This window comes from Maribacter forsetii DSM 18668 (assembly GCF_000744105.1).
GTDB lineage: Bacteria > Bacteroidota > Bacteroidia > Flavobacteriales > Flavobacteriaceae > Maribacter > Maribacter forsetii.
In genome coordinates this window covers 4412158-4424324 of record NZ_JQLH01000001.1, presented here as the reverse complement: position 1 = coordinate 4424324, position 12167 = coordinate 4412158, and the positions used below count along the sequence as shown (strand labels likewise).

Below are 12167 nucleotides of genomic sequence, written 5' to 3'. Positions count from 1 at the left end.
TCATCGGGCATGCAGAAGTACCTCAATATTTTCGATTTCAACCAGAAAGTAGATTACAAAAATGAAATTTTAGCAGGATTAACAGTTGCAATGACAATGATCCCAGAATCATTGATGTTTGCTATTCTTGCTGGGTTTTCGCCATTAGTAGGTTTGTATGGTGCTTTTATCATGGGCTTGGTTACGGCGATTTTTGGTGGAAGACCAGGTTTAATTTCTGGTGGTGCCGGGGCAACGGTAGTTGTACTAATGGCATTAATGAACTCTCATGGTTTAGAATATGTTTTTGCAGCAGTTGCTTTGGCAGGTGTTTTTCAATTGGTCGTTGGTTTTTTAAAGCTTGGAAAATTTATTCGCTTAGTGCCTCAGCCTGTAATGTTTGGGTTTGTTAATGGTTTGGCCATCATTATTTTTATGGCACAAATGGATCAATTTAAAGTAGGCGTAGGCGATGCTGCGGTTTGGTTAACAGGTACAACATTGTATACTATGGTTGGCTTGGTGCTGTTTACCATTGCAATAATCGTTTTTGTTCCCAAACTTACCAAAGCGGTACCGGCTTCATTGATAGGGATCATTGTAGTTTTTCTAATAGTGTATTTTTTAGATATAGAAACCAAACAGGTAGTAGACATTATCAATCAAGATACGTTACCGGGAGAAAAATTGAAGTCGCTTAGCGGATCTCTGCCTTCTTTTCATATCCCGACTATTCCCTTTACCCTTGAAGCCTTTAAGATTATTTTACCTTACGGATTAATAATGGCAGCGGTAGGACTTACCGAAGGGTTGTTAACCTTGAACTTGGTAGATGAGATTACCAATACAAAAGGTAACAGTAACAGAGAGTGTTTGGCACAAGGTGGCGCGAATATTTTGAACGGTTTCTTTGGTGGTATGGGTGGTTGCCCAATGATTGCACAGACTTTGGTAAACCTGTCAGCAGGTTCAAGGGCAAGATTATCTGGTATCATTGCTGCTTTGACCATATTGCTGATTATATTGTTTGGTGCACCGGTAATAGAACTGGTGCCTATTGCGGCATTGGTAGGTGTTATGGTAATGGTTTCTGTTGGTACATTCGAGTGGGCAAGTTTTAAAGCTTTAAGAAGAATGCCAAGGTCAGATATTTTTGTAATGATATTGGTTACTTTAATTACCGTAGTACTTCATAATTTGGCATTAGCGGTATTGATAGGGGTAATTATATCGGCATTGGTATTTGCATGGGAAAGTGCCAAGAGAATTAGAGCAAGAAAATATGTAGATGAAAACGGGGTAAAGCATTATGAAATTTATGGTCCTTTATTCTTTGGCTCAACTACGCTTTTTAATGAAAAATTTGATGTGCAAGGTGATCCAAGTGAGGTGATTATCGATTTTAAAGAAAGCCGTGTATCAGATATGAGTGGTATAGAGGCTTTAAACAAGATTACAGAACGTTATGCTCAAGTGGGTAAAAAAGTTCATTTACGTCACTTGAGTAACGACTGTATACGTTTATTAGCTGCCGCAGATGATATTATAGATGTAAATGTTATGGAAGATCCTACCTACAAGGTGATGGTAGACAAACCTCTTTCAAAATCTAAAGAAGATGAACCCGAAACTAAAAATCCATTTAAGTTGTGGGGGCTATAAGAGCCTGCATATGGGAGCTTGTTATGATGCATACATATAGATAGCATAAAAAGCTGCTAAGACTATTGTTATGGAAAGGATATAAGCTCCTATTTCTTGAATACTGTCTTTTTTAGCTTGTGCTATTATTTTATCACGTACCACTTTACGTTCTACATCTGTAAGTTGCTTAAAATGTAATTTAGTTTCTTTCGAGTAGTCTAGATAATCTTTACGCAAATCTCTAAAGCTTTTACTTTTTTTAAGTAGCGCCCTATTTGCCTTTATTACTTTCATTGGTTGTCCGCCGTATCCCATCGTTCTTTCTTTCTTATATGTAGTAAATTCGAAGGTTTTGTTACATAAAATTGAATTATTCTTATTTTTTGAACAATTCTTTAATACATTTATTGATTTTAATGCAAGATTGATTTTTCTCTTTATGGAGTGGAGTTGTAATAGATTAGAGTATCGGAAATATGAATAGTAAAGTAAGTTTGCTTATCGCAATTATCGGATTGATTATTTTAAACAGTTGTAAGGTGGAAGAGTCTAAAAACGAAGAGGTCCTTTTCGTAGGAACGTATACGGATAATGGTAGCGAGGGAATATATAAATTCAATTTAAACTTAGGTACTGGCGAATTGACAAACCAAACTTTAGTTGCTAAGATTAAAAACCCATCTTACATATCATTTTCTCCGGATAGAAATTCTTTATATGCCGTAAGCGAAGTAGATGATTATAAAAAGGACGATGGTTCAATTACCACATTCAGAGTAAAGGATACTTCTCTTATATATGTAGAAGAACAATCTACACATGGCGCAAACCCATGTTTTGTAGGTGTTAGTAAAGATGGCAATCTAGTGGCAGCAGCAAACTATTCTGGTGGTAATGTTGCAGTGTATAATGCGTTGGAAAATGGAAATCTAAAACCTTCTCCTCAAGTTATAGATCATAAAGTTTTAGATTCTACTAGGAAAGCTCATGCACATATGGCATTATTCTTAAACGGAGAATTAGTGGTGTCTGATTTAGGTCTTGACCGAATAAAAAAGTACACAGCGTCCAATAATAATTTTGTTCCAAGCGATCAAAAAGAGTTGGTGGTTGCTGAAGGTGCAGGACCAAGACATTTTGTTGCTTCTAATGATGCAGAATTTCTTTATGTAATCAATGAATTAAAGTCTACCATAACAATGTTTCAGAAAGAGGAGGGCAAGTATTACGGTAAGCAAACGTATGATACTGTAGCATCAAATTTTGAAGGTGAGAGTTTTTGTGCCGATCTTCATTTATCACCAGATGGTAAATTTCTATATGGAACAAATAGAGGGGAGAATACAGTAGTAATATTCAAGGTTGATGATACTACCGGAAAATTAGAATTGGTAGGTAGAGCATCTGTTAAGGGCGATTGGCCAAGAAACTTTACTATTGACCCTACTGGTAAATATGTACTGGTAGCAAATCAACGTAGCAACAATATTGTTGTTTTTAATAGAGATGCAGTAAATGGCACTCTAAGTTTTGTAAGCCAAGTTGATTTGCCTAGTCCAGTATGTTTAAAATTCTATTAGTTAGAATTTATAATTTGTAATAAGTCATTTTTTGGCACTACCCCAGATTGTCTCCAAACCTGCTTTCCATCTTTAAAAAGAATCATAGTAGGCACACCTCTAACTTGGTATTGAGATGCCAATGTTTGATTTTTATCTACGTCGATTTTTACGACTTTAATAGCGTCTCCTAAATCGGTTTTCACGTCCTTTAGAATAGGAGCTAGCGTTTTACAAGGTCCGCACCAGTCAGCAAAAAAGTCTACTAAAACCGGAGTGTCCCCTTTAATGATATCAGAAAATGATGCTTTCATATCTTTTGTTTTATATTTAATAATAATTTTCAGCTAGTATTAAATTAGCAAATTCCTGTAGAAGGATCACAACTATCACCCGTAGCAATTATTTTTAATGGTGCTACTTGTTGAAAAGCTTCTAAAAAAGCTGCAGGTGGTTGTGCACCACTAATACCGAACTTGTCATTGATAATAAAGAAAGGCACACTGTTGACACCGCGTTGCTGGTAATGCGCAATTTCTTGTTTTACTGCATAGGCAATAGCGTCGTCATTTATAACTTTTTCTGTTTTTTCTGCCGTCCAAACATATTCTGCCATAATAGAGCTTAGAACGGAAACATCGTTTAAATGAAGATTTTCATCAAAGTATGCTTTCATAAAACGTTCTTTAAGAGCGTCTTTGAAGCCCTCTTCACCTGCCACATGTAAAAGTTGATGTAACGGTAATGTATTTACCGCCAACCATTCCTTTCCAAAGTTGAAGTTGATACCTTCTTCTTTTCCGCTTTCTTCTAAACGTTTCGTCATTTCCAGAGGTCCGTCTACACTACCAAATTTATTGGTAAGGTAAGTATCCCTGTCTAGTCCTTCCTTTGGTATATTTGGATCTAATTGAAATGGGTGCCACTCAATTTCTATCTCGGCGCCATCCCATTCTTTTATTGCTTTTTCTAATCTTTTCTTACCAACATAACACCATGGGCAAGCAACATCAGAAACTATATCTATTTTTATTTTATCGTTTTGCATATATCAATCATTTAATACCTAATTGGTCGTAAAAAGTAGTAAAAACATACTTTATAAAATGACAACGAGTAATGGGTAAAAGAAAACCCTTTCATGAACATGAAAGGGTTTTCGATATTAGGTTGGCGTTTAACTTTATAGCGTACGCAAATACTCTGCTAAGTTACGAGCTTCCTCTTCATTTAAATTCTGATTAAGCATAATTGCATTGTTGTATTCTTTCAATAATGCTTTAGCAATAGGATCTTCTTTCAACATTTTATCAGGATTGATAATCATGTTCATTACCCATTCTGGGCTTCTACGTTCGTAAACACCTTTCAATGCCGGACCGATCATACGTTGCTCTGCCATGTGGCAAGCCGTACATATAGCTTGAAATTTTTCTTTACCTGCAGCGGCCATTTCTTCGTTTACTGCCTCGTCAAAAGTAACACTGGTTATTGGGCCAACACCTTTGTTATCTAAATCAACAGGAACGCCTTCACTTGCCGTTTCTTTTTTAACTTCTTTTTTGGTTCTGTTCATTTCAAAACCATCTTTTTTCTCTTCCTTCTTCTCACCACAACTAATGATCATTGTGCTAAGAGCTAATAAAGTGAATAATTTGCGCATACGTTACTATCTTTTAAGTGTTGTCTGTAAATGAGCAACTAATATATGAATTTTTGCGGGTTGAAGTATGTTTTAATATGTATGTAGTTAAGTTTTTAACTAATATTTTTAAGTAAGTAACAATTTGTGCGAGCGATTTTATATTTGTGCGCTAACCTTAGTTTATATTATCTAAGAATTCTAATGTACGCCGCTCCGCGTAGGTTAAGTTATTGGTGCCGTAGAAACCAACATGACCACCATACTTAGGCATTTCAAGAAAAAGTTTGCTGTGGTGTTTGGCAATTTCTATAGGATAACACTGGGCCCCTAAAAAAGAATCGTTTAGTGCATTGATTATTAGAGTAGGTACTTTGATCTTGTCTAAGAACTGAAGACTGCTGCTTTTGGCATAGTAGTCCATTGCATCTTTAAAACCATGTGCTCTACTGGTGTAAAAATCATCAAAATCTTTAAGTGTTTTAATGTTTTCGATATCTGTATCAGAAATAAGGTCAGGATATAATTCTTGCTTTAGCTTCAGTTTTTTTATGAGGTTTCCCTTAAACCTTTTGGCATAAATTGCATTCTTAAACTGAAGTAACTGGTGCAGTGAATCTGCTAATTGGCAAGGCACCGAAATGGCAACTGCTCCTTTAATTTCATTAGCCCTTTCTCTTTTTTCACCTAAATATTTTAAAAGTAGGTTGCCACCAAGGCTAAAACCATTAAGGTAAATACTTTGGTATTCATCTAAATTTAGAACATGTTCAATAACCGCTTGTAAATCTTCGGTTGCTCCAGAGTGGTAAGATCTAAATAGTTTATTGGCTGTACCGCTGCATCCTCTTAAATTAATGGCGCAAACGTCATAGCCAGATTGTGTTAAAACTTTAGCACTACCTTTTATATACGCTCTCTTGGAACTTCCTTCCAGACCATGGATTATGATAACCAATTTTTGGGAAGGAGATGAAGCATAGCTCCAGTCCGTGTCTAAAAAATCAGAATCTGGCAGAGTGATACGAATGCGTATTTGCTCTACATCGGCTACTTTTCTAACTAAACCGGAATATATGGTAGATAGGTGTCCGTTTTTGAAAAACAACGGCGGGTCATATGTAGAGTCAATTAAAGGCATCTATTTGTAAAAGCTAAAATGATATTTACTTAGGGTATGTTTCCAAAACTTTAATTTGCTCTTCTATAGCCTCTTTAAATTCCGTTTTTAGATGGGATACTAATTCAGTAACAGCTATAGAATCGTCAATGAGTGCAGAACCTTGACCTGCAGACCAAATGGTTTTCCAAGCTTTGGCTTCAGTATTCATTTCTTTTCCAAAATCAATTTTTACATCTTTTTTAAGGTCTTCTTCTGTGATACCCGCAGCTTTTAAACTAGCACCTAAAAAATTGGCGTGTACACCAGAAATTGAAGCAGTATAAACCACATCGCTGGCACCTGCATCAATAATCATTTGTCTATATTCAGGGTTGGCTTTGCTTTCATTTGTATTTATGAATCTGGTACCCATATAAGCCAAATCAGCACCCATTTGTAGGGCAGATGCAATGTCTCTCCCTGTACTAATACAACCTGAAAGAAGAATAGTCTTATGGTAGAATTTCTTTATTTCAGCAACCAATGGCATTGGATTGATTGTACCTGCATGACCGCCGGCACCGGCAGCTACAAGTATTAATCCGTCCACACCGGCTTCGGCTGCTTTCTCTGCATGACGCTTTTTAATGATATCGTGAAAAACCAGGCCACCATAACTGTGAATAGCATCTACTACTTCAGAAACAGCACCTAACGAAGTAATGATCAATGGTACTTTGTGCTTAACACATAATTTTACATCTGCTTCTAATCTTGGGTTTGTTGCGTGTACAATTAAGTTTACACCAAACGGCGCAGCTTTCTTCCCTGTTTCTTCTTCAAAGGTCTTTAAGGCAGATTTTATTTCAATAAGCCATTCTTCAAAACCTTCGCTAGTGCGTTGGTTCAATGCAGGAAAAGTACCAACTATGCCATTTTTACAACATTCAATGACCAATTGCGGTCCAGAAATTAAAAACATTGGAGCTGCAACTGCAGGCAAGGATAACTCTTTAATGAATGTGGGTTTATTTGACATAGTGATGTAAATTTTGAACGTGATTTAAAAATAACTATAAAAAACGATGTTCTTTAGTTCTTACATTTCAAAACTATGGTATTTTTATAAAGTATTATGCATGCATAGCAAAAAATATTAGAATGTATACAAAGGATTTTGAAGTACGCTGGAGTGATATTGATGCAAATCGTCATTTGGCGAATTCGGCGTTTGTCAACTTTATGAGCCACACAAGGTTGGCTTTTTTAATGGAACTTGGTTTTGATCAAAAGACTATGGTGGACTATAAAATAGGTCCCGTGGCATTCTATGAACATATGTATTATTTTAAGGAAGCCTTCTTAGGAAATAAGATTAAAGTTTCTTTGGATATAAAAGGGTTGAGTGAAGATGGAAAGTTTTTTGAATTCAATCATGATTTTTATAATGAAAAAGGAGAGAATATAGCGCGTTGTGAAATGATGGGGGCATGGATTAATCTTGGGACTAGAAAACTAACAGGATTAACCGAAGAGTTGTTGAATAGATTTAGTGGAATAGAAAAAGGAGAAGGCTTTAGGGTGTTAACAAAAGAGCACACCAGAGAATTTTTAAAAATTCCTGAAAATTTATAAGTATCGTAATGTTAAATACTTTATTTTTAAATAATTCAAAGAATTACAGTTAGTCCCCCTATTAGACTGTTGAGTAATCAATAACCACCAATACTAACATATTTTTTATGGTCAGTCTACCAGAAGAAATTTTTCAAGATACATATGGTAAAATAAAAAAGTTGATTGTAACCAAGAAATTGGTGCCAGGGCAACTTATTACTGAACATAGGCTTTCACATACATTAAATATTAAAGACGACACTGTACCAGTAGTACTCTTACAATTAATACAAGAGAGTCTTTTAGTGGGTAGTTTAGATCAAGGTCTTTCTGTTAGAGAATTGTGTGAGCATGAAATAGTAGAAATGTTCAATTGTAGAATAGCATTGGAAACTATGGCAGTAAAGCTGTTTACATTAAATGCACCACAATCTAAAATTGACGATTTAAGAAGTCTATTGGTGCCATTTGAAAATGGACCAAAAAACGGATATGTGTTCTATAAAATTGACCGATATTTTCACGAATATATTGTTAAGAATTGTGGTAATAGAACGTTATATCAAATGTACAAGTCGGCTAAAATATTGTCATTTATGGACTTGGTCGGTTTAAATAGACCTTTACATGTAATTTTGCAAGAGCATCTTGATCTGGTATCTGCTATGCATCACCGAGATGAAAACAAAGCTGTTGAAGTGTTGTCTTTGAATTTAGAAAACGCAAAAAAATCACATATTTAATATTCCTGAGGTTGTCTTTTAGGTTTTTTGCTAGAAAGATACACGCCAACCAATACAAAACAAGCGGCAACAATTTTCAGGGTTGTAATAGAATCTTGACCTGTAAGAACTGCATAAGCTATACCTAGTAATGGTTGTACGTATACAAAGGCGCTTAATGTAGAAGCTTTCAATTGGGTAAGCGCAAAAATATTGAATAGGTACGTGCAAAAGGTGGTTCCTATAATTACAAAGCCAATTCCAAAATAAGCTTCAAAAGGTAATGTGCTCCAAGAAATTTCCATGAATTCTTGGTATCCAAAAGGAAGGCAAATGAGCACACCTAAAGAAAATAACCATTTCATAAATGTAAACGGATGATACTTGCTGATCAGCACTTTAACAAGTACTAAATAAGATCCATAAAACATAGAATTCAAAAAGATCAGAAAATTTCCAAGGGGAATATTAGGAGCGTCTTGTCTAACTTCAGCACTAAATAGTATGAGACCTAGTGCACCTAGCAGGCCTATTGTAATACCAATGACTTTTCTACTGGAAATTTTTTCCTTTAAAATGACCGCAGACAGTATAAGTACAATAATTGGTGAAGTTGTAATCAATACTGCACTATTAATAGGAGTTGAAAGCGATAGGCCTTTAAAGAAAACCAACATGTTAAAAGCCATGCCCAATAGCGCACAAACTAGCATTCTAAGATAATCTTTACGGTCTATACGTTCTTTTGGTCCTAAAGGGGAGATCAACCAAAATAAAATTGCAGCACCTAGAACTCTAAGAATAATAAACCCAAAAGGTTGCACATAATGGGGCATAACCCCTTTTGCAATGGTGTGGTTTAAAGCATATATTGTTGTAGCTCCAATAGCGGCAAATATGGCTAACAGTCTTTTACTCACGAATGAATTGCCGTTTTAGCGGCTTCAACCACTTTTTTGCTATTACCAATAAAAATTTGGTCACCAACAATGATCACTGGTCGTTTTAAAAAAGTGTATTGTTCTAAAATCAACGCTTTAAAATCGTCTTCAGAAAGGTTTTGTTCTTTAAGGTTACGTTCTCGGTATAAAACAGCTCTTTTGCTGAATAGCGCTTCATAGCTGTTAGAAAGCTTATGCATTTCTTCAAGTTGAGAAGTGGTTATAGGTTCTGTTTTTATGTCTTGAAGTTTAAAATCAGAAAGAGGTTGCAATTCTTTAATGATACGTTGGCAAGTAGAACAAGTGCTTAAGTGATATATTTTTTTCATGGGTATGATTTGTAAGGAAGATGCTTTTTAGTCTTTCCGAAAGTAAAACACCTTTGTTTGATGTATACTTTGGAAATACAAAGAAACCTAAATATCATTAATTGTGCTATTTTTACCAAGTATAAAATGTGAAATGATGACTGAGAATTTATTTGGTATAATGTTACAAAATCGTAAAAATTTGCATACGATATTAACAGAGACTCCTAAAGAAAAACTGCTTCAAATACCTGAAGGATTCAATAACAATGTTTATTGGAATATAGCTCATACGGTAGCAACGCAACAACTTCTTATCTACAAGTTAAGTGGTTTGCAAATGCGAATTCCAAATGAGCTGGTGGCAAAGTTCGCGAAAGGTACAGTGCCAGATGGTACAGCAACCGAAGAAGAGATGATGGTGGTAGCAGATTTTTTAATTTCTACGGCAGAATGGCTTGTTGAAGATTACAATACGGCACTTTTTCAAACATTTAACGAGTATACCACAAGTGCACGAGTTACGCTTAAAAATGTTGATGATGCAATAGTATTTAATTTGTTGCACGAAGGGTTACACCTTGGGCAGATTAGTCTTTTGTTAAAACAATTGTCTTAAGTTTTACTCGGGTACTTTAAAAAAGTATTTGCTTCTTCATAAGGTATGGTCAATATAATTGGACCATCTGCAAAAGATGCTATTTCGTACGGTTCATAAAATAGGAGTAGTCCGTTTTCTGTATACCCCATATTATCGGGTAAATAAAAACGCTCTGTTTCGAACATAAAACCGGTATCGTTTATAGAACCTTCTGTGGGTATGCTTTCTTGTTTTCTGAAAAGTGTTTCGGCATACGTTTTAAAATCGTCTAAGCTGTTAAACAAATCTTCTTGGTATAACTCTTTACCGCTAATTTTATCAAAGTTGAGAAATCGGTTGGTGCCGTAGCCATGAGCGCCACCCGTATAAATGTAAGATGCTAGTTTAATGGTGATGATACTGTCGTTTTCAAAAGTGATATTTCCTTCAACAGTAGCTTCCCAAGGCATGGATTCTTCTGGAAATTTTCCGTTTAACTCTTTGTAATCATCTAGAAACGCTTCTTTTGCTTCTTCAAGATTTTGAGCATTACTTTCCTCATCAAAATTCAGTAATGCTATAATTTCACCTTCTAAGGCATTGTTAATGGTTTTGCTAAGTTTTGTTGCTCCGTTCGCTTTTGGAATTTCTATACGTACAGACGTACAATTCTCACAAGAATCCGTAGTGATGGTTAACGGTTCAAAAGAAACAGAATTCTTGTTATTACAGGCAAAAAATAAAAAACAAAGGAGTAGGCAGGTAAGCTTAGATTTCATGGAGAGATTAGATTTAATGTAAAAATACAGCTTCATTGTATTCCCCGAAAGATAACTATACATTTGTGTAGTAAATACTTAATTATGGCTTCTAAAAACTCAAAATTTAATACCAAGACCATACATGGAGGTCAGCAACCAGATGAGGCTTATGGAGCGGTTATGCCACCAATTTATCAAACATCAACTTATGCACAAACTACACCAGGAGGACATAAGGGGTATCAATATTCTAGAAGTGCCAACCCAACCAGAACAGCTTTAGAAAATTCATTGGCAAGTATTGAAGGGGGAGCATATGGTTTAGCTTTTGGTAGTGGCATTGCGGCAATAGATGCGGTCATTAAATTATTGGCGCCGGGAGATGAAGTAATTTCTACAAATGACCTTTATGGAGGAACGTATAGAATATTCAAAAAGATTTTTGAAAAATTTGGTATTGTTTTTCATTTTGTAGGTATGCAAGGAACAAATGCCGTGCGAAAACAAATAAATTCAAGGACAAAATTAATTTGGGTAGAAACACCAACTAACCCAATGATGAATATTATAGATATTAAAGCGATAGCTGCTTTAACTGTGAATACTGAAATTTTGCTGGCGGTAGATAATACATTTGCTACCCCATATTTACAAAAGCCTTTAGAATTGGGTGCAGATATAGTTATGCATTCCGCTACCAAATATCTTGGTGGTCATAGCGATACCGTTGTTGGGGCTTTAGTGGTAAAAGATAAAGAATTGGCAGAAAAGCTCTATTTCATACAAAACGCAAGTGGTGCCGTTTGTGGGCCTATGGATAGTTTTTTGGTTTTACGAGGAATAAAAACGCTGCATGTACGTATGCAACGACATTGTGAAAATGGAAAAGCAATAGCAGAATATCTTAAAAACAATCCTAAAATTGAAAAAGTATACTGGCCAGGTTTTGAGGATCACCCTAATCATCTTATCGCAAAGGAACAGATGAAAGATTTTGGAGGTATGATTTCATTTGTGCCTAAAGGAGGTAGTTATGAAGATGCGATTAAGATTGTAGAAAAGTTACAGGTATTTACGTTAGCAGAGTCTTTAGGTGGCGTAGAAAGTCTGGCCGGTCACCCCGCAAGTATGACCCATGCAAGTATTCCAAAAGAAGAACGACTTAGTAGTGGTGTGGTTGATGCTTTGATAAGATTAAGTGTTGGTATTGAAGATGTTGATGATTTAATTAAAGATATAGAACAAGCGATAGGATAATGCCCTAAATGTTAAATTAAATGTAGCAAGTATAGGTAGTTTGTTGTCAAAACAA

Annotated in this window: 15 protein-coding genes; 6 read left to right on the top strand and 9 right to left on the bottom strand. The window is 35.5% G+C overall.

Translation table 11 applies throughout. The annotated features are described in order from the left end of the window. Positions 1–9: 9 nt before the first annotated feature. The gene (locus tag P177_RS18830) at positions 10–1641 is read left to right on the top strand and encodes a SulP family inorganic anion transporter (protein ID WP_167333130.1); all 1632 of its coding nucleotides are present in this window, start codon (positions 10–12) and stop codon (positions 1639–1641) included. A 21-nt stretch (positions 1642–1662) separates the two neighbouring features. On the opposite strand, the gene P177_RS18825 is transcribed toward P177_RS18830, so the two are convergent. Next, positions 1663–1938: a hypothetical protein gene (locus P177_RS18825; RefSeq protein WP_036157318.1), complete on the bottom strand. Its 276-nt coding sequence runs from the start codon at positions 1936–1938 to the stop codon at positions 1663–1665. A gap of 161 nt (positions 1939–2099) precedes the next feature. Here P177_RS18825 and P177_RS18820 point away from each other — a divergent pair, with 161 nt between their 5' ends. Then, positions 2100–3203, top strand: a complete 1104-nt coding sequence (locus P177_RS18820) for a lactonase family protein (protein ID WP_036157316.1) — start codon at positions 2100–2102, stop codon at positions 3201–3203. Here the strand turns inward: P177_RS18820 and trxA are convergent. The 5 genes from trxA to P177_RS18795 all read right to left on the bottom strand — a co-directional run bounded on the left by trxA (position 3200) and on the right by P177_RS18795 (position 6965). After that, a complete protein-coding gene (trxA, locus tag P177_RS18815; protein WP_036157315.1) occupies positions 3200–3496 on the bottom strand; it encodes a thioredoxin in 297 nt (98 codons plus the stop codon). The two genes, P177_RS18820 and trxA, sit on opposite strands and share 4 nt — an antisense overlap. Positions 3497–3540: 44 nt before the next feature. Beyond that, the gene (locus P177_RS18810) at positions 3541–4230 is read right to left on the bottom strand and encodes a DsbA family oxidoreductase (protein ID WP_036157313.1); all 690 of its coding nucleotides are present in this window, start codon (positions 4228–4230) and stop codon (positions 3541–3543) included. A 135-nt stretch (positions 4231–4365) separates the two neighbouring features. Further along, positions 4366–4845 (bottom strand): c-type cytochrome, encoded by a 480-nt coding sequence (locus tag P177_RS18805; protein ID WP_036157311.1) that lies wholly within the window; start codon positions 4843–4845, stop codon positions 4366–4368. A 157-nt stretch (positions 4846–5002) separates the two neighbouring features. Next, positions 5003–5965 (bottom strand): YheT family hydrolase, encoded by a 963-nt coding sequence (locus P177_RS18800; RefSeq protein WP_036157309.1) that lies wholly within the window; start codon positions 5963–5965, stop codon positions 5003–5005. A gap of 25 nt (positions 5966–5990) precedes the next feature. Further along, complete coding sequence (locus tag P177_RS18795) at positions 5991–6965, bottom strand: NAD(P)H-dependent flavin oxidoreductase (RefSeq protein WP_036157307.1); 975 nt, start codon at positions 6963–6965, stop codon at positions 5991–5993. 122 nt (positions 6966–7087) lie between these two features. On the opposite strand from P177_RS18795, the gene P177_RS18790 reads away from it, so the two are divergent. Together P177_RS18790 and P177_RS18785 are read left to right on the top strand one after the other, a co-directional pair. Then, entirely contained in the window at positions 7088–7561 is a 474-nt protein-coding gene (locus tag P177_RS18790) for an acyl-CoA thioesterase (protein WP_036157305.1), read from the top strand. A gap of 107 nt (positions 7562–7668) precedes the next feature. After that, positions 7669–8286 carry a GntR family transcriptional regulator gene (locus P177_RS18785; protein WP_036157303.1) on the top strand — a complete coding sequence of 206 codons (618 nt, stop codon included), beginning with the start codon at positions 7669–7671 and terminating at the stop codon, positions 8284–8286. On the opposite strand, the gene P177_RS18780 is transcribed toward P177_RS18785, so the two are convergent. Both P177_RS18780 and P177_RS18775 read right to left on the bottom strand, forming a co-directional pair. After that, positions 8283–9185 carry a DMT family transporter gene (locus P177_RS18780; RefSeq protein WP_036157301.1) on the bottom strand — a complete coding sequence of 301 codons (903 nt, stop codon included), beginning with the start codon at positions 9183–9185 and terminating at the stop codon, positions 8283–8285. The genes P177_RS18785 and P177_RS18780 overlap by 4 nt on opposite strands. Then, the gene (locus P177_RS18775; protein WP_036157299.1) at positions 9182–9535 is read right to left on the bottom strand and encodes an arsenate reductase family protein; all 354 of its coding nucleotides are present in this window, start codon (positions 9533–9535) and stop codon (positions 9182–9184) included. Before P177_RS18775 ends, P177_RS18780 begins: the two co-directional genes overlap by 4 nt. 133 nt (positions 9536–9668) lie before the next feature. Between P177_RS18775 and P177_RS18770 the strand changes: the two genes are divergently transcribed. Next, positions 9669–10133, top strand: a complete 465-nt coding sequence (locus P177_RS18770; RefSeq protein ID WP_262493323.1) for a DinB family protein — start codon at positions 9669–9671, stop codon at positions 10131–10133. On the opposite strand, the gene P177_RS18765 is transcribed toward P177_RS18770, so the two are convergent. Beyond that, the gene (locus tag P177_RS18765; protein WP_036157295.1) at positions 10130–10873 is read right to left on the bottom strand and encodes a DUF3298 and DUF4163 domain-containing protein; all 744 of its coding nucleotides are present in this window, start codon (positions 10871–10873) and stop codon (positions 10130–10132) included. The genes P177_RS18770 and P177_RS18765 overlap by 4 nt on opposite strands. Before the next feature lie 84 nt (positions 10874–10957). Between P177_RS18765 and P177_RS18760 the strand changes: the two genes are divergently transcribed. Next, positions 10958–12112 (top strand): cystathionine gamma-synthase, encoded by a 1155-nt coding sequence (locus P177_RS18760; RefSeq protein WP_036157293.1) that lies wholly within the window; start codon positions 10958–10960, stop codon positions 12110–12112. Positions 12113–12167: the final 55 nt, after the last annotated feature.